Source organism: Blastococcus sp. CT_GayMR20 (genome assembly GCF_004570345.1).
The window spans coordinates 1-18,458 of the sequence record NZ_SPQM01000047.1 but is presented as its reverse complement, the minus strand read 5'-3'; the positions used below and the strand labels follow the sequence as shown (position 1 = coordinate 18,458).

Annotated in this window: 18 protein-coding genes; 5 read left to right on the top strand and 13 right to left on the bottom strand. The window is 73.0% G+C overall.

The genetic code is table 11. The annotated features are described in order from the left end of the window. Positions 1-28 precede the first annotated feature (28 nt). Genes paaC through paaA form a run of 3 tightly spaced genes read right to left on the bottom strand, consistent with a single transcriptional unit; the run spans position 29 to position 2,295 of the window. A complete protein-coding gene (paaC, locus tag E4P40_RS12765; RefSeq protein WP_135158961.1) occupies positions 29-937 on the bottom strand; it encodes a 1,2-phenylacetyl-CoA epoxidase subunit PaaC in 909 nt (302 codons plus the stop codon). 39 nt (positions 938-976) lie between these two features. After that, complete coding sequence (gene paaB, locus E4P40_RS12760; protein ID WP_135158960.1) at positions 977-1,342, bottom strand: 1,2-phenylacetyl-CoA epoxidase subunit PaaB; 366 nt, start codon at positions 1,340-1,342, stop codon at positions 977-979. After that, positions 1,339-2,295 (bottom strand): 1,2-phenylacetyl-CoA epoxidase subunit PaaA, encoded by a 957-nt coding sequence (gene paaA, locus E4P40_RS12755; RefSeq protein WP_135158959.1) that lies wholly within the window; start codon positions 2,293-2,295, stop codon positions 1,339-1,341. Before paaA ends, paaB begins: the two co-directional genes overlap by 4 nt. Positions 2,296-2,383: 88 nt before the next feature. Here paaA and paaK point away from each other — a divergent pair, with 88 nt between their 5' ends. After that, positions 2,384-3,733 (top strand): phenylacetate--CoA ligase PaaK, encoded by a 1,350-nt coding sequence (gene paaK, locus E4P40_RS12750; protein WP_135158958.1) that lies wholly within the window; start codon positions 2,384-2,386, stop codon positions 3,731-3,733. 68 nt (positions 3,734-3,801) lie between these two features. Next, complete coding sequence (locus E4P40_RS12745; RefSeq protein WP_135158957.1) at positions 3,802-4,401, top strand: TetR/AcrR family transcriptional regulator; 600 nt, start codon at positions 3,802-3,804, stop codon at positions 4,399-4,401. Here E4P40_RS12745 and E4P40_RS12740 read toward each other — a convergent pair. Genes E4P40_RS12740 through E4P40_RS12730 form a run of 3 tightly spaced genes read right to left on the bottom strand, consistent with a single transcriptional unit; the run spans position 4,334 to position 7,119 of the window. Further along, positions 4,334-5,089, bottom strand: coding sequence for a hypothetical protein (locus tag E4P40_RS12740; RefSeq protein WP_135158956.1), 756 nt, complete (start codon positions 5,087-5,089; stop codon positions 4,334-4,336). The genes E4P40_RS12745 and E4P40_RS12740 overlap by 68 nt on opposite strands. Before the next feature lie 57 nt (positions 5,090-5,146). Next, on the bottom strand, positions 5,147-5,521 hold the full coding sequence (locus tag E4P40_RS12735) for a nuclear transport factor 2 family protein (RefSeq protein ID WP_135158955.1): 375 nt from the start codon (positions 5,519-5,521) through the stop codon (positions 5,147-5,149). Further along, positions 5,518-7,119, bottom strand: a complete 1,602-nt coding sequence (locus E4P40_RS12730) for an acyl-CoA synthetase (RefSeq protein WP_135158954.1) — start codon at positions 7,117-7,119, stop codon at positions 5,518-5,520. Before E4P40_RS12730 ends, E4P40_RS12735 begins: the two co-directional genes overlap by 4 nt. Here E4P40_RS12730 and E4P40_RS12725 point away from each other — a divergent pair. Both E4P40_RS12725 and E4P40_RS12720 read left to right on the top strand, forming a co-directional pair. Next, positions 7,063-8,004 carry a hypothetical protein gene (locus E4P40_RS12725; protein WP_245160303.1) on the top strand — a complete coding sequence of 314 codons (942 nt, stop codon included), beginning with the start codon at positions 7,063-7,065 and terminating at the stop codon, positions 8,002-8,004. The two genes, E4P40_RS12730 and E4P40_RS12725, sit on opposite strands and share 57 nt — an antisense overlap. A 137-nt stretch (positions 8,005-8,141) precedes the next feature. Next, positions 8,142-9,158: a zinc-dependent alcohol dehydrogenase family protein gene (locus E4P40_RS12720; protein WP_135158953.1), complete on the top strand. Its 1,017-nt coding sequence runs from the start codon at positions 8,142-8,144 to the stop codon at positions 9,156-9,158. Between the two features lie 56 nt (positions 9,159-9,214). On the opposite strand, the gene E4P40_RS12715 is transcribed toward E4P40_RS12720, so the two are convergent. The 6 genes from E4P40_RS12715 to E4P40_RS12690 form a co-directional block, all read right to left on the bottom strand. Beyond that, a complete protein-coding gene (locus tag E4P40_RS12715) occupies positions 9,215-10,894 on the bottom strand; it encodes an MDR family MFS transporter (protein WP_135158952.1) in 1,680 nt (559 codons plus the stop codon). Between the two features lie 101 nt (positions 10,895-10,995). Further along, on the bottom strand, positions 10,996-11,595 hold the full coding sequence (locus E4P40_RS12710; RefSeq protein WP_167762216.1) for a TetR family transcriptional regulator: 600 nt from the start codon (positions 11,593-11,595) through the stop codon (positions 10,996-10,998). Between the two features lie 310 nt (positions 11,596-11,905). Continuing rightward, on the bottom strand, positions 11,906-12,529 hold the full coding sequence (locus E4P40_RS12705) for an LUD domain-containing protein (protein ID WP_135158950.1): 624 nt from the start codon (positions 12,527-12,529) through the stop codon (positions 11,906-11,908). Further along, entirely contained in the window at positions 12,526-14,016 is a 1,491-nt protein-coding gene (locus tag E4P40_RS12700) for a LutB/LldF family L-lactate oxidation iron-sulfur protein (RefSeq protein WP_135158949.1), read from the bottom strand. Before E4P40_RS12700 ends, E4P40_RS12705 begins: the two co-directional genes overlap by 4 nt. Continuing rightward, complete coding sequence (locus E4P40_RS12695; protein ID WP_135158948.1) at positions 14,013-14,786, bottom strand: (Fe-S)-binding protein; 774 nt, start codon at positions 14,784-14,786, stop codon at positions 14,013-14,015. The genes E4P40_RS12700 and E4P40_RS12695 overlap by 4 nt, the downstream gene beginning before the upstream one ends. A 64-nt stretch (positions 14,787-14,850) precedes the next feature. Next, positions 14,851-15,213: a DUF1330 domain-containing protein gene (locus E4P40_RS12690; protein ID WP_135158947.1), complete on the bottom strand. Its 363-nt coding sequence runs from the start codon at positions 15,211-15,213 to the stop codon at positions 14,851-14,853. Between the two features lie 79 nt (positions 15,214-15,292). On the opposite strand from E4P40_RS12690, the gene E4P40_RS12685 reads away from it, so the two are divergent. Further along, a complete protein-coding gene (locus E4P40_RS12685) occupies positions 15,293-16,975 on the top strand; it encodes an FAD-dependent oxidoreductase (RefSeq protein ID WP_135158946.1) in 1,683 nt (560 codons plus the stop codon). Positions 16,976-16,981: 6 nt separating this feature from the next. On the opposite strand, the gene E4P40_RS12680 is transcribed toward E4P40_RS12685, so the two are convergent. After that, positions 16,982-18,458, bottom strand: a 1,477-nt coding sequence (locus E4P40_RS12680) for a helix-turn-helix transcriptional regulator (RefSeq protein WP_135158945.1), incomplete at its 5' end; no start/stop codon positions are given.

The following is an 18,458-nucleotide window of genomic DNA, read 5'->3' as shown; positions in this document are numbered from 1 at the left end:
GAATGGCGATTCTGGCTGCGGAGGGGGCTCACCAGGTGGCCGCCGGGTGCTCGCGGGCCAGACCCTGGAGCTCGGCGAGGACGCCGGTCAGCTCCGGGCCGTGGTGCCCCTCGCGACCGCGCGGCGGCGCGTCGGCCGGCCAGCCGGGCACCCGCAGGGTGGCCCGCTCCAGGACGTGGGTCAGCACCGCCTGCACCTCCTCGCGGGTGGTCGCCGGGTCGACGGCCACGTCTGCTGCGGCGAGCCGGAGCTCGACTTCCGTGGGGGTGAACACCTCGGCGAGCAGGGGCCAGACCGCGTCGGCGCCGTCCTGTGCGCGGCGGGCGGACTGCTGGGTGCCGTCGCCGAGCCGCAGCACCCAGCGGGCGGCGTGGTCGCGGTGGTAGGTCAGCTCGTGCACTCCCTTGGCGGCGATCGCGGCCAGCACCGGGTCGCGGGAGCCGCGCAGCCGCTGGAAGAGCGCCAGCCGCAGGGACGACGCGGCGAGCAGCCGCACCATCGTCCGGCCGAAGTCGCCGCTGGCGGCCTCGACGAGCGGCGTGCAGCGGAACTCGTCGGGGTCGCGGAAGTAGGCCAGGGCGTCCTCGTCCGGGATCGACGCGGCGGCCAGCTCGCGCGACCGGCCGAGCACGCCGACCGAGCCGGCCCGGGCCAGCAGCAGCCGGGCCTGGCCGAGCAGGTCGAGCGCGATGTTGGCGATCGCGACCTCCTCCTCCAGCTCGGGCGCGGCGGTGATCCACTCGGTCAGCCGCTGGGAGAGCACGAGGGCGTCGTCGCCGAGCATCAGGCAGTAGACGCCGAGGTCGGCCTGGTCGATGCCGTCGGGCACGGTCGTGTCGACGCCGGCGAGCGGGTCGTCGAATCCGGTGCCGAACGCCCACTGCCCCTCGCCCCCGTGGGCGTGGTCCAGCGCGTCGTACACGGTCTCTTCATGCATGGGGTCGCCCTTTCTTCCGGGCACGGAGTGCAGGGTCCTTCAGATGTGGGGGACGTTCTCGGGGATGTCGTAGAACGTCGGGTGCCGGTAGACCTTGTCGCCGCTGGGGGCGAACATCGGGTCCTTCTCGTCGGGGCTGGACGCGGTGATGTCGGCGGCCTTGACCACCCAGATGCTCACGCCCTCGTTGCGCCGGGTGTAGACGTCGCGCGCGGCGTGCACCGCCATCTCGTCGTCCGGCGCGTGCAGCGAGCCGACGTGCACGTGGTTGAGCCCCCGCTTGCCGCGCACGAAGACCTCGTAGAGCGGCCAGTCCCGCCGGCTGACCGACGGCTGCGGCGCCACGGGCACCTCCGGCCCGGTGGGGACGGCGCCGTGCCCGCCCTCGGTGATCATCTCGGTCATGCGTGCTTCTCCGCGTAGGCAGTGGCCGCTTCCGTGACCCAGGCGTTGTCGTCCCGCGCGGCCCGGCGGCGCGCGATCCGCTCGTCGTTGCAGGGCCCCTGGCCGCTGATGACCCGCTTGAACTCGTCCCAGTCGATCGCGCCGAACCGGTAGTGGCCGATCTCGGCGTCCCAGCAGAGGTCCGGGTCGGGGAGCGTCACGCCCAGTACCTCGGCCTGCGGAACCGACATGTCGACGAAGCGCTGCCGCAGCTCGTCGTTGGTGTGCCGCTTGACGCCCCACTTCATCGACTGGGCGGTGTTCGGGCTGTCGTCGTCCGGCGGGCCGAACATCATCAGCGACGGCCACCACCAGCGGTCCACGGCGTCCTGCACCATGGCCCGCTGCGCGTCGGTGCCGCTCATCATCGTCAGCAGGAGCTCGTAGCCCTGCCGCTGGTGGAAGGACTCCTCCTTGCAGACGCGGATCATCGCGCGGGCGTAGGGCCCGTACGAGCTGCGGCACAGCGGCACCTGGTTGCAGATCGCCGCCCCGTCGACCAGCCAGCCGATGACGCCGACGTCGGCGTAGGTGAGCGTCGGGTAGTTGAAGATCGAGCTGTACTTCTGCTTGCGCTCGATGAGCTTGTCGGTGAGGTCGGCCCGGTCTGCGCCGAGGGTCTCCGCCGCCGAGTACAGGTACATGCCGTGGCCGGCCTCGTCCTGCACCTTCGCCAGCAGGATCGCCTTGCGGCGCAGGCTGGGCGCGGCCAGTAGCCAGTCGCCCTCGGGCTGCATGCCGATGATCTCCGAGTGCGCGTGCTGCGCGATCTGCCGGATGAGGCCCTTGCGGTAGCCCTCGGGCATCCAGTCGCGGGGCTCGATGCGGTGGTCGGCGGCGATCGTCGCGTCGAAGAGCTCCTGCAGCACCTGCTCGTCGGGGGCGGTCAGACGGTCCAGCGGGGGCGCGGACATCGGTCTCCCTCCACCATTTACTGACCAAGCGGTCAGGAATAGTGTGGCGCACGCAACGCCCGCACACAAGCGACCAGGGACGGCGGCGATGACGACGACCGAGCACGCAGCAGGGCCGCGACGGCTGGGCACCGCGCCCGACCCCGGAACCCTGGACGCGGCCGAGCGGATGGGCGTCGACGAGCTGCGCGCCCTGCAACTGGAACGGCTGCAGGCCACCCTCCGCCACGCGTACGCGAACGTGCCGCACTACCGCCGGGCGTTCGACGAGGCGGGCGTGCACCCCGACGACTGCCGCGAGCTCGCCGACCTCGCCCGCTTCCCGAGCACGTCGAAGGCCGACCTCCGCGAGAACTACCCGTTCGGGATGTTCGCCGTCCCGCGCGAGGAGGTCCGCCGCGTCCACGCCTCGTCGGGGACGACGGGACTGCCCACCGTCGTCGGCTACACCGAGGCCGACCTCGGCGTCTGGGCCACGGTGATGGCCCGGTCGATCCGCGCCGCCGGTGGCCGGCCGGGCGACGTCCTGCACAACGCCTACGGCTACGGCCTGTTCACCGGTGGGCTGGGCGCGCACTACGGCGCGGAGAAGCTCGGCTGCACCGTCGTCCCCGTCTCGGGCGGCATGACACCCCGGCAGGTGCAGCTGATCCGCGACTTCGAGCCGCGGGTGATCATGGTGACGCCGTCCTACATGCTCACCGTCATCGACGAGTTCGAGAAGGAGGGCATGGACCCGCGCGCCAGCTCCCTGCAGATCGGCATCTTCGGCGCCGAACCGTGGACGGAGCAGATGCGGCAGGAGATGGAGGAGCGCCTCGACATCGAGGCGATCGACATCTACGGGCTGTCGGAGGTCATGGGGCCGGGCGTCGCGCAGGAGTGCGTCGAGACCAAGGACGGGCTGCACATCTGGGAGGACCACTTCTACCCGGAGGTCATCGACCCGATCACCGGCGAGGTGCTGCCCGAGGGTGAGGAGGGCGAGCTGGTGTTCACGTCCCTCACCAAGGAGGCCATGCCGGTCATCCGCTACCGCACCCGCGACCTCACCCGCCTGCTCCCCGGGACGGCACGGCCCGGCATGCGCCGGATGCAGAAGATCACCGGCCGCACCGACGACATGATCATCCTGCGCGGGGTGAACCTCTTCCCGACGCAGATCGAGGAGGTCGTCCTGCGCACGCCGGGCCTGTCACCGCACTTCTCGCTGCTGCTCACGACCCGCGGCCGGATGGACCACCTGACCGTGCGGGTCGAGGCCCGCCCGGACTGCCCGCCGGAGCGCCGCGAGCCGGCGGCCGCCGAGGTGCGGAAGGCGGTCAAGGACACTGTCGGCACGAGTGTCGACGTGACCGTGGTCGACCCGGAGACCCTGCCGCGGTCGGTGGGGAAGCTGAAGCGGCTCGTCGACGAGCGTGAGCGGACAGGGGCGTGAGCATCGCAGCGAGGAACGAGCGTGGAGCGGACCGCCCCGCGGGAGGGAACAGTGACACGGGACCGCGGATGACGGCCGCCACCGGACGGCGCGGGCGCCCCGGTCACTCGCTCGACTCGCTGCTCGACGTCGCGGTCGCGGTGTTCAACGAGCGCGGCTTCGAGGCGACCAGCATGGACGAGCTCGCTGCGCGGCTCGGTGTCACCAAGTCGGCGATCTACCACCACGTGCCGAGCAAGGTCGAGTTGCTGCGGCTCGCCCTCGACCGGGCGCTGGACGCGCTGTTCGCCGTGACCGACGAGCCGGGCGCCACGACCGGCCGGGCGATCGACCGGCTGGAGCACGTCGTGCGCGGATCGGTCCGGGTGCTCGCCGCCGAGCTGCCCTTCGTCACCCTGCTGCTGCGCGTGCGCGGCAACTCCGAGGTGGAGCGGGCGGCGCTGCAGCGCCGCCGCGAGTTCGACCGCGTCGTCACCGCACTGGTCGCCGCGGCCGAGCAAGAGGGCGACGTGCGCCCGGACGTCGACCCGGCGGTGACCAGCCGCCTGCTGTTCGGCACGGTCAACTCCCTGACCGAGTGGTACCGGCCCGGCGGTGGGATCACTCCTGCAGCACTGGCCGACGCCCTCGTCGCAACCGTCTTCCAAGGGCTCCGAACCAGCTCCTGACTCCGGCGGGCTCTTCGCGGAGTTGATCTTCCAGGGTCTTCTTCGCCTTGCTGTATGCCCTGTGGAAGGGGCCCTGCTTCCAGGCCTCGCCGTCCTCGAGGAATAGGTGGAGGGCGTGGAAGCAGTCCTTGGACAACGTCCGGACGGCTGGGTACCGGTCGGTCGTGCCGTCGAGGAACGCCTTCTCGGCTCGCTCCTCGGCCAGTGCGTCCCGCAACAGTTCGGCGTGGTTCTCCCGGTACTCGTCGAACGTGCCGTTCATCGCGTCGAGCATGTCCTGTACGCAGTCCTCGACGGGGGTGTCGTGGACGAACCTCGTGCGCTGGACCTTGTGCAGTTGGCCGCGTGCCTCGGAGAAGCTCGACACCTGCTCCATGAGCGTCCGCGCGGAGGGATTCGCAGTCAGCAGGAAGCGGGCGACCTGCACCCGCTCGTAGCCGGCCTTGAGGTCCTGCAGAGCCCCGGCGAACGCCCGGGCGCGGTCCTCGCGGCGGGCCCGATCCGCGTTGTGGTGCGCCAGGACGACGCCGAGAATGCCCGTGATCAGCACGGCCGTGATGAGGCTGATCAGTGCCTTGGCGAACTCGAGCGAGAGGACGGCGTCGTCCGGCACCGACTGGAGGACCAGGATCAGGATGACGGCGAGGACGACTGCGACGGCCAGGAGCGAGGCGATGAACCTTCCCACTCCCCGCAATATGGCACCTGACGGGCTTGCTGAACACCGCTCCAGCCGCGTGTCCGCTCAGCCGCGGGGCAGGGGAGTGGACGCGTAGGCGATCAGCTGCCAGCCGCCGGCGGTCCGCGTCCACACCGCCAGCGCCAGGACGTCGAGCGCCTTCGCCGTCCCCTGGACCTTCAGGTCGGCCGTCATCCGGCCCACGACGACGGCGGTGTCGCCGAGGAGGTCGACCCGCTCCACCGGGTGGTCGATCCGTTCGTAGTCGTAGTAGCCGTCGCGGATCTTCGCCAGGTACTCGTCCCGGGTGTCCCGGACGCCGCTGGAGTGGGCGTAGCTCAGCCGGTCGTGGAACAGCCGCTCGAGCGTGGGCAGATCGGGGCCGAGCAGCGCCTCGTATCGCAGGTCCTCCGCAGCGCGCACGTTCTCCTCGTCGCTCACGACCGGCTTGCCAGGTCGGCGTGCTGCTGCCGGAGGTCGCGCTTGAGGATCTTGCCGCTGGGGTTCTTCGGCAGGGAGTCGGCGAGGACGACGTACTTCGGCCGCTTGTAGCTCGCCAGCTTCTCCCGCGCGTGCGCGTCGACGTCCTCGGCGGTGAGCGTCGTGCCGGGCTTGGGGACGACGACCGCGGTGACGGCCTCGATCCAGTGCGGGTGGCTGATGCCGAACACCGCGACCTCGGCGACGCCGTCGAGGGAGTAGATCGCCTCCTCGATCTCCCGGCTGGCCACGTTCTCGCCGCCGGTCTTGATCATGTCCTTCTTGCGGTCGACGACGGAGAGGTAGCCGTCCTCCGTCATGACGCCCAGGTCGCCGGAGTGGAACCAGCCGCCCGCGAACGCCTCGGCCGTCTTCTCCTCGTCCTCGTAGTAGCCCAGCGCCGCGTGCGGGCTGCGGTGCACGATCTCGCCCACCGTGCCAGGGGGCACCGGGTTGCCTCCGTCGTCGACCAGCATGGTCTCGACGTTCAGCGCCGCCCGGCCCGCGGAACCGGCCCGCTCCAGCTGCTCCTGCGGACGCAGGATCGTCGCCAATGGCGCCATCTCGGTCTGCCCGTAGAAGTTCCAGAGCCGGACGTCGGGCAGCCGGCTCTGCAGCTCGCGGAGCACCTCGACCGGCATCGCCGATGCGCCGTAGTAGCCCTTGCGCAGGCTGGACAGGTCGGTGGTGTCGAAGTCGGGGTGCCGCAGCAGGGAGATCCACACCGTCGGAGGGCAGAACAGCTTGGTCACCCGTTCCCGGGCGATCGTCGTCAGCAGCGCGGCCGGATCCGGCCCGGGCAGGATGATGCTCGTCGCGCCGAGGTAGACGTCGACGGAGAAGAAGCAGTCCAGCTGCGCGCAGTGGTACATCGGCAGCGAGTGCAGCTCGACGTCCTCCGCGCTCATGCCGCCGTCGATCACACAGCTGACGTACTGGCTGATCAGGGACCGGCTCGACAGCATCACGCCCTTGGGCCGCGACTCGGTGCCCGACGTGTACATCAGCCGCAGCGGGTCGTCGTCCCCGACCGCGACGTCGGGCGCCTCGGCGGGGCCGTCGGACCACCAGGCGTCGACGTCCTCCCAGCCGCTGTCGGGGGCCGCGCCCGAGAGCGGGATCCAGCCGCGCACCCCGCCCTCGACGCCCGCAGCGGCGAGCGCCTTGTCCGCCGTCCCGGCCAGGGCGTCCTCGGCGACCATCCCGCTCGCCCCCGAGTGCCGCAGGATGTAGGCGATCTCGTCGGGCCCCAGCATGAAGTTGACCGGCACCAGCACGACGCCGAGCTTGGCCGTGGCGAACGCGAGCACGGCGTACTGCCACGAGTTGTGCGACAGCAGCGCCAGCCGGTCGCCCTTCGCCACCCCCCGGTCGGCCAGGGCGTGCGCCGCACGGTTCACCGCCACGTCGAGCTCGGCGAAGGTGACGCGCCGGTCGCCGGCCACGACCGCGAGCTTGTCCGGATACCGGCGGGCCGTGCGGTGCGGCAGGTCGCCGACCGAGTGCTGGCGGGACCGCGCGATCGCCGCGCCGGTGCCGGGGCTGAACATCTCACTCATGCCCGCATACTCACCCACATCGGTACTCGACGGATAGCGCTCGCCAGCTCCGAGCGGGGGCTGCGCATCGACCCCGACCTGCCGCCGGCGTCGGCCGCTCTGCGGCTCGCCGGCTTCGACGTCGACACCCCGCGGTGGGACGACGACGGCGTCGACTGGACGGCGTACGCGCTGGTGGTCGTCCGTTCCTGCTGGGACTACACGTGGCGGCTCGAGGAGTTCCTGGCGTGGGCGACGTCCGTGCCGAGGCTGCGCAACGACGTCCGTGTCCTGCGCTGGAACACCGACAAGGTCTACCTGCGGGACGTCGAGCGGGCCGGGTTGCCGGTGGTGGCGACCGTGTGGAACCCGACGCGCGCGGAGGACCTGCCGGCCGCAGGGGAGTGGGTGGTGAAGCCGTCGATCTCCGCCGGGTCGCGCGACACCGCGCGCTGGGCGGACCCCGCCGATGCGCTCGCGCACGCGGCGCAGCTGATGGCCACCGGGCGCACCGCGATGGTCCAGCCGTACCTCGTCAGCGTGGACGCCGAGGGCGAGACGGCGATGCTGTACATCGGGGGCCGCTTCTCCCACGCCGTCCGCAAGGCGCCGCTGCTCGCGCGCGGGGAGGGCGTCCGCCACGACCGCGACAGCCGTGGCGACCTCAGCCCCGCCGACCCGACGACGGCCCAGCGGACGCTCGCCGACGCGGTGTTCCAGGCGATCGGCTCGTTCGTACCGGGAGCGGCGCCACCGCTCTACGCCCGGATCGACCTCGTGCACGACGACGACGGCCGCCCGGTGCTGCTCGAGCTGGAGCTGACCGAACCCAGCCTGTTCCTGCCGCAGGCACCCGAGGCCGTCGCCAGCTTCGTCCGTGCGGTGGAGGCAGCACTTCCGCGCTGAGCCGTCCGCGGCGAGGACGGTTCGGGCCGAGCGCGGTACAGCAGGGCGCCTCCGGGATACACCCACGGGGCCGACCCCGAACCGGGTCGTGGTGGCCGGTGCCCCGGTCATGGAACGCTTGGAGAGGAACCCGCACCGTGCGCGGAGCCGTCCTGCACGCCCCTGGCGACGTCCGGATCGAGCAGCTGCCCGATCCGTCGATCGTCGAGCCGACCGACGCGATCATCCGGATGTCGGCCACCTGCGTCTGCGGTTCGGACCTGTGGCCCTACCGCGGCATCAACGAGGTCCCCGAGCCGACGCCGATCGGCCACGAGTACTGCGGCGTCGTCGAGGAGGTCGGCTCCGACGTCACCTCGGTGCGCCCCGGCCAGTTCGTCATCGGCTCGTTCATCGCCTCGGACAACACCTGCCCGCAGTGCCGGTCGGGGTACCAGAGCGCGTGCGCGCACCGGGTAGGGATGACCGGCGCGCAGGCCGAGCTGCTCCGCGTACCGCACGCCGACGGCACGCTCGTCGCCACGGCCGACCACCCCGACGCCGAACTCCTCCCGAGCCTGCTCACGCTCTCCGACGTGATGGGCACCGGCTGGTTCGCCGCCGTGGCCGCGGGCGTGCAGCAGGGGATGACCGTGGCCGTCGTCGGGGACGGCGCCGTCGGTCTGCTGGGCGTGCTGTCGGCCCGCCAGATGGGTGCCGAGCGGATCATCGCGATGAGCCGCCACGAGCCCCGGCAAAAGCTGGCCACCGAGTTCGGGGCCACCGACATCGTGCCCGAGCGCGGGGACGACGCAGTCGCGCGGATCCGGGACCTGACCGACGGGATCGGCGCGGACGCCGTCCTCGAGTGCGTCGGCACCGACGAGGCGATGACCCAGGCGATCAGGTCCACTCGCGCGGGCGGCGGCGTCGGCTTCGTCGGCGTCCCGCACGGCGTCAGCATTCCCGGTGGCCGGCTGTTCTCGACCATGGTGCGGCTGCACGGGGGACCGGCGCCGGTCCGCCGGTTCCTGCCCGACCTGATCGACGCGACGCTGCGCGGCGAGATCGACCCCGGCCGGGTGTTCGACCTCGACCTGCCGCTGGACGAGGTGGCCGAGGGGTACCGCGCGATGGACGAGCGGCGGGCCATCAAGGCATTCCTGCGGCCATGAACCAGCGAGGCCCGGGATCGTGGGATCCCGGGCCCCCGTGGTTCGACGGTGCGCAGCTACACGCGGACGGGTGCCTCGCGGGCGTCGTCGTCCCGACCCTCGACGATGACCACCTCGTCGACCGGAACCGGCCTGGACAGCGCGGCCAGCTCCTCCTCGGAGTTGACGGCCTCGCCGCGGGCGACCATGCCGGCGTGCTCCGACAGCGGCAGCTCACGGAGGAACAGCGCGAGCAGCAGCGCGAGGGCGAGGATCGGCACGACGTACCAGAACACCGGCGCGAGGCTCGTGGCGTAGGCGTCGACGATCGCCGTCCGCAGCGGCTCGCCGGCCCCCTTCACCGCCGCGGGCACCAGGGTGTCCGGTGAGGTGATCCCGGCCGCGACGGCGTCCTCCGCGTTCGCGGCCAGCGCCGAGCCGAGGTTCTCGGCCAGCCGGCTGGTGAACAGCGTGCCGAAGACCGCCACCCCGAGGGTGGCGCCCACCTCGCGGAAGTAGTTGTTCGTCGAGGTGGCCGTGCCGACCTGAGTGGCAGGGACGGCGTTCTGCGCGGCGAGGACGACGTTCTGCATGATCAGGCCGAGCCCGGCGCCGAGCACGAAGAACATCGCGCCGATGGTCCAGAGCGAGGTCGCACCGGACAGCGTCGTCATCCAGACCATCGCGGCCATGATCACGGCGGCCCCGGCGATGGTGAAGACCTTGTACCGGCCGGTCCTCGCGATGAAGCCGGCCGAGCCCTGGATCGTGACGATGATGCCGGCGGTCATGGGCAGCATGAGCAGGCCCGAGTTGGCCGCCGAGAGCCCGGAGCTCATCTGCAGGAACGTGGGCATGAAGGCGATCGCCGAGAACATCCCCAGTGCGACCGCCATGCCCAGCGCGGTGGCGACGACGAAGGTCGGGTTGCGGAAGAGCGTCATCGGGATGATCGGCTCGGCCGCCCCCAGTTCCACCGCGACGAAGGCCGCCGCCGAGACCACGAGGACCGCCAGCAGCGACAGCGCCTGCCAGGAGCCCCAGCCGTCCCGGCCGCCGAAGTCGGTGAACAGCACCAGGGACGTCGTGGTGACCGAGAGCGTGAGGATGCCGGCGACGTCGATCGGCGTGCTGCTGCGCTTGCGCGGCAGGCTCAGCGCGAACCAGCCGATGGCGAGGACCGCGACCCCGACGGGCACGTTGATCCAGAACGACCACTCCCAGCCCAGGGCGTCGTGATCGGTGAAGAAGCCGCCGACGAGCGGGCCGACGATGGCGGACAGGCCGAAGAGCGCGCCGATCGGTCCCATGTACCTGGCCCGCTCCCGGGCGGGGACGATGTCGGCGATGATCGCCTGCGACAGGATCATCAGCCCGCCACCGCCGAGGCCCTGCACGCCGCGCCAGGCCACGAGCCACCCGAAGTCCGGCGCCAGCGCCGCCCCGATGCTGGCGACGGTGAACAGGCCGATGGCGACGAGGAAAAGGTTCCGGCGTCCCCACAGGTCGCCGAACTTGCCGTAGATCGGCATGACGAGGGTGGTGGCGAGCAGGTACGCGGTGGTCATCCAGGCCATGTGCGAGACGCCGCCGAGGTCGCCGACGATGGTCGGCATGGCCGTCGAGACGATCGTCTGGTCCAGGGCGGCCATCAGCATGCCGGCCAGGAGCGCGCTGAAGATCAGGTTGATCCGGCGCCGGGTGAGGACGATCGGAGCCGCGGCGGTGTCCGCGGTCTCCGGAGTGGGGGCGAGCAACTGCACTCCTCGGGGGAAGGACGGCGCCGCGGGCGCGGCACCGGTCGGGCGGCCCGGGGGCGCCCGATGGATCAGGGAGCGGACTGCGGTGTCCGCGGGGGTCAGCGGGGTGGTGCCGGGAGGCCGGCGCTCAGCAGGTCCCACGCCTCGTCGAGGAGGTCGGGCAGAGCGGCGGTGAAGTCGCCGGCGAACCAGCGGTGCAGGGCGGTGCGCATGGCCACGCCCGCCACGCCGGCCAGCAGCGTCGGATAGGCGTCGGCGCCGGCTCGGGTGCCGGTGCGTTCGGCGACGGCCGCGGCGAGCACCCGCTCGCCCTCGCCGAAGACGGCGGCGAGCCGCGCGAGCAGCGCCGGGTGGGAGTCGATGACCTTCAGCCGCAGCGGCCACAGCTCGGTGTCCGTGGCCATCTCCGCCGCCTGCGCGCGCGCCACGGCCCGCAGGGCCTGGACCGGCGTCTCGTCGCGGGGGCGGGCCAGGAACGCAGCCACCTGCCGCGGAGAGGTGTCCGGATCGAGGCCGAGGACGGCGTCGTCCTTGCCGGAGAAGTAGTTGAAGAAGGTGCGGGGCGAGACGTTGGCGCGATCGGCGATGTCGTCGACGGACACGGCGTCGAGTCCGCGTTCGGCGACGAGCCGGAGCGCCGCCTCGTGCAGGGCCCTCCGCGTGGCGAGCTTCTTGCGCTCGCGGAGGCCCGTGGTCACGACGGCCATTCTGGACAAGAATTGCAGACACTGCAAGTTTGCGGACGCTGCACGGCGTGTCGATCCCGCGACAGCGGAAGCGCCGCGAAGACGTTCTAGACGATCTCTTGCGAGACGGCTGGGCTCCGCACATGATGTCGTCGGGCGGAGCCCCGGGGGAGATCCCAGGGTTGCGCTCCGCCCGCCAAACTTTCTCGTTCCAGATCCGCCGCTCCCGATTAGCGGCGGGGGATCCGGGGAACTGCGGCCCCATCCGGCCCTGGCGTGGTCGTAGAACCCCCGCGCCGGGGCCGTGGCACGCCCGGCCCGCTCAGCCGGCCAGGACCACCAGCAGCGTGCGCGGGCCGTGCACGCCCTCGACGCGCTGCAGCTCGATGTCGCTGGTCGCCGACGGGCCGCTGATCATCGTCAGCGGAGCGAGCGGGTCGAGCCTGGCCAGCCCCTCGGGGACGCCGCCCACCACCTGGGCCGGCTCCACCACGCAGACCAGGCAGTCGGGCAGCAGCGACAGGGCCCGCCGGCCGCTGAGCGGGCTGCCGTCGAGCACCAGCGTGCCGGTCTCGGCGATCGCCACGCAGACGCCGGTGACCGATGCCAGGTGGTCGGCCAGGGCGACCGCCGGCCGGCCGTCGTCCTGCACCGCGCCGTCGGGCCGCCAGTCCGCCGGGACGCCGGGTGCGACGACCACGCGGGCCGGGTCGTGCTCGCCGAGCGCCGTCCGCAGGGCCTCGGCCACCGAGGCGGCGACGTCGGACGGCGCGCAGCGCACAACGGTCGCCTGGTAGTCCTCGAGGCGGTCGACCAGCACGTCCAGCAGCACCGTGGCGTCGCGGTCGTCGGTGAGGCGGTAGTCGCGCCGGATCCCCGCCGGTGCCGCGCGGTCGGGTCCGAGTGCCGTCCTGATCCGGCCGAGGATCTCCTCGCGCGCGCTCACGAGCCGTGCTCCCGGGCCCACGCCTGCGTGAAGGTCTCCCTCGGCGGGGTGGGCAGGTCCCGCGTGCGGGTCCACTTCGACGCCGGCGGCGGGAGGGCGGCGGGCAGCGTCGGCTTCCCGCGGGCGAGGAGCCGGCCGAGTCCGGCGGCTCGCTGCGCGAGCCGCCAGAGCCGCGGGCTCGACATGGCCTTCGACAGCGCCCGGAACGCGAGGGCCTCGGGGGTGGTCCTGGTCTGCGCCTCGACGTGCTCTGCGCGCAGGTGCACGAGGATCGACGGGATGTCGATCGCCACGGGGCAGACGTCGTAGCACGCACCGCACAGCGACGAGGCGTAGGGAAGCGAGGCGTTGGGGTCGTGCTTGTCGCCGGCACTGCCGGTCAGCTGCGGTGACAGAACGGCGCCGATCGGGCCGGGGTAGACCGACCCGTAGGCGTGCCCGCCGGCGCGCTCGTAGACCGGGCAGACGTTGAGGCACGCGGAGCAGCGGATGCAGTGCAGCGCCTCGCGGCCCGCCTCGTCGGCCAGCACCGCCGTCCGTCCGTTGTCGAGCAGCACCAGGTGGAACTCCTGCGGCCCGTCGCCGGGGGTGACCCCCGCCCACAGCGAGGTGTAGGGGTTCATCCGCTCGCCGGTCGAGGAGCGGGGGAGCAGCTGCAGGAACACCTCGAGGTCGCGCCAGGTCGGCACCACCTTCTCGATGCCCATCACGGTGATCAGCGTCTGCGGGAGGGTCAGGCACATCCGGCCGTTGCCCTCGCTCTCGACGACGGAGAGGGTGCCGGTCTCGGCGACGGCGAAGTTCGCGCCGCTGATCGCGACCCGGGCGCGCAGGAACCGCTCCCGCAGGTGCGCCCGGGCGGCCATCGCCAGCTGACGCGGGTCGTCGGTGAGGCCCGGGTCGACGCCGGGCCCCTGGAACTGCGGCATGGTGCGCAGGAAGATCTCGCGGATCTCGGCGCGGTTCTTGTGGATCGCCGGCACCAGGATGTGCGACGGCTTGTCCTTCCCCAGCTGGACGATGAGCTCGGCCAGGTCGGTCTCGTGGGCCGCGATGCCGGCCGCCTCGAGCGCCTCGTTCAGGCCGATCTCCTGGGTGGCCATCGACTTGACCTTGACCGCCTCGTCGGCCCCGGTGGCCTGCACCAGCCGGGTGACGATGGCGTTGGCCTCGTCGGCGTCGCGGGCCCAGTGCACAGTGCCGCCGCGGGCGGTGACCTGTTCCTCCAGCACGATGAGGTGCTCGTCCAGCCGGGCCATGGTGGCGGCCTTGATGGCCCGGCCGGCCTCGCGGAGCTCCGCCCAGTCGGCCACCTCGCCGACGACACCGGCCCGCTTGCCGCGGATGGTCGCCGTCGCGTGCCCCAGGTTGGCCCGCAGCTGGCCGTCGCGCAGCGAGTCGCGCGCGGCGTCGGGGAAGGAGCGGTCGCCGCGCAGGTGCCCGACGCCTGTCGCCGCCGTCGGGATGCCGAGGAAGACGGCGGTCACGCGGACACCGCCGGTCGGGTCGACTGCTGCGGGTGGACGGCGTCCTCGGTCGACGCCAGGATCTCGGCGAGGTGCACCGTCCTGGTGCCCGAGCGCAGCCGCGACAGCCCGCCGCCGATGTGCATCAGGCACGACGCGTCACCGGCGGTGCACACCTCGGCGTGCGTCGCCAGGACGTTGGCCATCTTGTCGGTGAGCATCGCCGTCGACGTCTCGGCGTTCTTGACCGCGAACGTGCCGCCGAAGCCGCAGCACTGGTCGGCTGCGGGCAGTTCGACGAGGTCCAGCCCCCGAACCGCACGGAGCAGCCGCAGCGGGCGGTCGCCGACGCGCAGCATCCGCAGGGAGTGGCAGGTCGGGTGGTAGGTCACGCGGTGGGGGTAGTGCGCGCCGACGTCGGTCACCCCGAGGACGTCGACCAGGAACTGCGACAGCTCGTACGTCCGCTCCGCGAGCGCGGCGGCCTCGTCGGCCAGCGCGGGCTCACCGGCCCGTCGGGCGACGGCGGCCTGCTGGTGGTGGATCGACGCGACGCACGATCCGGACGGCGCCACGACCGCCTCCGCCCCCGCGAACGCGCGGACGTGGTTGGCGACGATGGGCACCGCCTCGCGCCGGTAGCCGGTGTTCACGTGCATCTGCCCGCAGCAGCTCTGATCCGGGGGGACGACGACCTCGTGCCCCAGCCGCTCCAGCAGCACGGCGGTGGCGCGGGCGACCTGCGGCACGATCGTGTCCACCAGGCAGGTGGCGAACAGTGCGATCTTCACGCAGCTCCAACTCCTCCGACGGTGCGTCCCACGGTGCTCCGGGCAGTCCTGGGAAGGCGGTCGGTCACCAGGCGGTGGTCGCCTGGAGCACTGCCTCGGTCAGCGCCCGGGTCCGCAGCTCGGTGACCTGCTGGTACTCGGGGTCGGCGACCATCCGGCTGAACGCCTCGCGCGAGGGGTAGCGGACCAGCAGGACGGCGTCCCAGGCCTGCCCCGACTCGGCGACGAGGGAGGTCGAGCCGTCGCCGGCGTAGAGCACCTCGCCGCCGTAGCGGGGCAGGAAGGTCGTCGACAGCGCCTCGGCGTACTGCGCGTACAGCTCCCGGCCGCCGTCGGCGAAGCGCAGCAGGTTCAGCATCACCACCGGGCCGCCGGGATCCTCCTGGAGGTACCGCTTCAGGTCCGCGCCCCGCGGGTCGATCGCCATGACCGGAAGCTAGTTCACGACCGCATCCGGCGCGGCCGAGCCGGCCCTCCCAGCCGCCGTCCTTCACTAGCCTCGGCGCGTGGAACCGGATCCCGGGACGGCGGGCCAAGAGCCGCGCCCGGGCTTCCTGGTGGTGTCCGACGATCCGGACCTGCTGGCCGGCCTGGTCGCGGACCTGGACCGACGGTTCGGCCGCGACTACGACGTGCGGGGCCACGGCGCCGACGCCTGGCAGGGCGGCGACGGGCCGGACCTGGCGCTGCTCCTCGTCGACGAACGGGTCGGCGAGACGCGGGCGATGGAGATCTTCGCGCACGGGCGGGCGCGGCATCCTGCCGTGAAGCGGGTCCTCCTCGTGCACCGCGGCAACTGGTCCTCGGTGCACCCGGTGGTCGCCGCGATGGCCCTGGGACAGGTGGACTACCACCTCTACGTCCCGTGGGTGCCGATCGAGCGGATCCTCTATCCCGCGATCAGCGACTTCCTGGCGGCCTGGGACACCACCCGGGAGGCCTCGGTGGTGCCGCTGCGGATCGTCGGCTTCCAGCGCGCGGCCCGGTCCCACGACATCCGCGACAAGCTGAGCCGCGCAGCCATCCCGTTCTGGTTCTACGACCCCTCGAGCGACGAGGGGCGCCGGCTCCTGGTCGAGGCGGGCTGCGACGGTTCGCGGCTGCCCGTCATCGTCCACTTCGGGGGTGCCGTCCTGGAGGAGCCCACGGACGCCGACCTGGTCGCGCTGCTCGGGATGAAGACCCGGCCGACCGCGGCCAGGTGCGACGTGGTGATCGTCGGTGCGGGGCCGGCCGGGCTGGCGGCAGCGGTGTACGCCTCCTCCGAGGGGCTGGACACCCTGGTGCTGGAGCCGGAGATCCCCGGCGGACAGGCGGGGACCAGCTCCCTGATCCGCAACTACCTCGGGTTCCAGCGCGGGATCAGCGGGGACGAGCTCGCCGTCCGGGCCGTCGAGCAGGCCTGGCTGTTCGGCGCCGACTTCGTCCTCACCCAGCCGGTCACCAGGATCTCCGCCACGGGTGACCGGCGACTGGTGCGGACGTCGGACGGCACCGAGGTGGAGGCCCGCGCCGTGGTCATCGCCTGCGGCGTCACCTGGCGCCGGCTCGGGGTGCCCGCCCTGGAGGCCCTCGTGGGTCGCGGCGTGTTCTACGGCGCGGCCGGCTCGGAGGCCCGGGCGCTGGCCGGCCAGGACGTCTTCGTGATCGGTGCGGGCAACTCGGCCGGGCAGGCCGCCCTCCACCTGGCCCGCTACGCCCGGTCGGTCACGATGGTCGTGCGCGGCGCCGGCCTCGACGCGACGATGTCGGACTACCTCGTCACGGTGATCGCGGAGACGCCGAACATCGGCGTGCTGGTGGGCACCGAGGTCGTCGACGGGACAGGGGGCGGCGGACTGAGCTCGCTGACCCTGCTGGACCGGGCGAGCAGCCACCGCCGCGACGTCCCGGCGACCGCCCTGTTCGTCCTCATCGGCGCCGAGCCGAAGACGGACTGGCTGGCCGGCTCCGTCGCCCGCGACGACCGCGGGTTCGTCCTCACCGGCCGGGACCTGCTGCATGACGGCGCACCGCCCGGCGACTGGCCGTTGCGCCGTCCGCCCCTGCTCCTGGAGACGAGCCTCCCCGGGGTCTTCGCGGCCGGCGACGTCCGGCACCGGTCGGTCAAGCGCGTGGCCGCGGCCGCCGGCGAGGGCGCGACCGCGATCCAGCTCGTGCACGAGTACCTGGCGGAGGACGACCGCTGAGGGAGCTCAGCCCGGGACGGCGAGGCGGCCGGCGAGCTCGGCGCGGGAGGACACCCCGAGCTTCAGGTAGACGTGCCGCAGGTGGTACTCGACCGTCTTCGGGCTGAGGAAGAGCGCCGCGGCGGCCTCCCGCGTCGTCCGGCCGCGGGCGAGCATGGTGGCGATCTGCAGCTCCTGCGGGGTCAGGTCGCCCGCCGGGCCGGCCTGCCGGCGCTGCGCGGTCTCGCCGGTCGCGCGCAGCTCGGCAGCCGCCCGGTCCGCCCAGGGCGCCGCGCCGAGGGTGTCGAAGGCGGTGAGCGCGGCGCGCAGCTGTTCCCGGGCGTCGACCCTGCGACGGGCACGCCGCAGCCGCGCGCCGTAGGCGAGCTGGGTGCGGGCCCGCTCGAAGGGGTCCAGCGCCTCGCCGTGGTGGTCCAGCGCCCGGCCGAACTCGCGGTCGATGTCGGCGTCGGCGCAGGTGAGCGCGACGGTGCGGGCGGCCCGGGCCATCGCCCAGGGTTGCCCCTTCTCGGTGGCCCGGGCGGCGTACCGTGCCGCCGGCCTGCGGGCGTCCTCGGCCCGCCCCAGGTGGACCAGCGCCTCGGCGAGCTCGGGAACTGGGGAGAGGTCGACGTCGACGAGCGCGAGGTCGGTGAGCAGGGCGTCCAGGCGCTCCAGGTGCGCGAGCGCCGCCTCCGGTCGCCCGAGCCCGAGCTCGAGATTGCCGAGCGCCGACAGCGCCCACACCTGGAACAGCGCGAGGTGCCGGGGGCCACTGACCTCCAGCACCTCGGCTGCGTTCGCCCGGCAGGCGTCCGCGCGGCCCTGCCGCGCCTGCAGCCAGGCCAGACCGGCCAAACAGGCCGCGAGCTCCGACGTCGAGCCCGTCTCCCGGCCCAGCTGCACGCCCTCGGTGTAGTCGGCCTCGGCGACGTCCCAGCGGTCGCCGGTGGCCCGGTCCCGCGCGACGAGGAAGAGCAGGAACGGCAGTCCGCCGAGATCGCTGCGCCGGCGGAGATCGTCCACGACGGCCGGCACGATCGCCCGTCCGGTGCCCCGCTCGCGCAGGAACAGCACCCCGAGCACGAGCCACGGCGCGAGCCGCGGGTCCCGCAGCAGGGGTCCGCCGGACTCCAGCGGCCGGAGGGCGAGCCGGATCCGCTCGGGGCCGCCGCGCCCGGTCAGGACACCGGCCACGCCGGCGGCCACGGCGCCCATCCGCCGGGCCGGCTCACCGGTCACCCGGGGCACCAGCCCGTCGATGCGGGCACCGGCGTCGGCCACCGTGGCGGTGTCGGCGAGGAAGAAGCACGCGAGGATCGCGTCGGCCAGCAGCAGCACCGCGGTGTCGGGATCGGTTCCCGCGGCGTCGGCCGCGGCGGTCATCAGCTCGTCGCGCGCCGATTCGACCGAGCCGGTGCGGGAGGCGATGGCGCCGCGGAGCCCGGCGGCCCGCACCCGCAGGTCCCGCGGCTGCGGCAGCGCCCGCGCGCGGGCCAGCAGG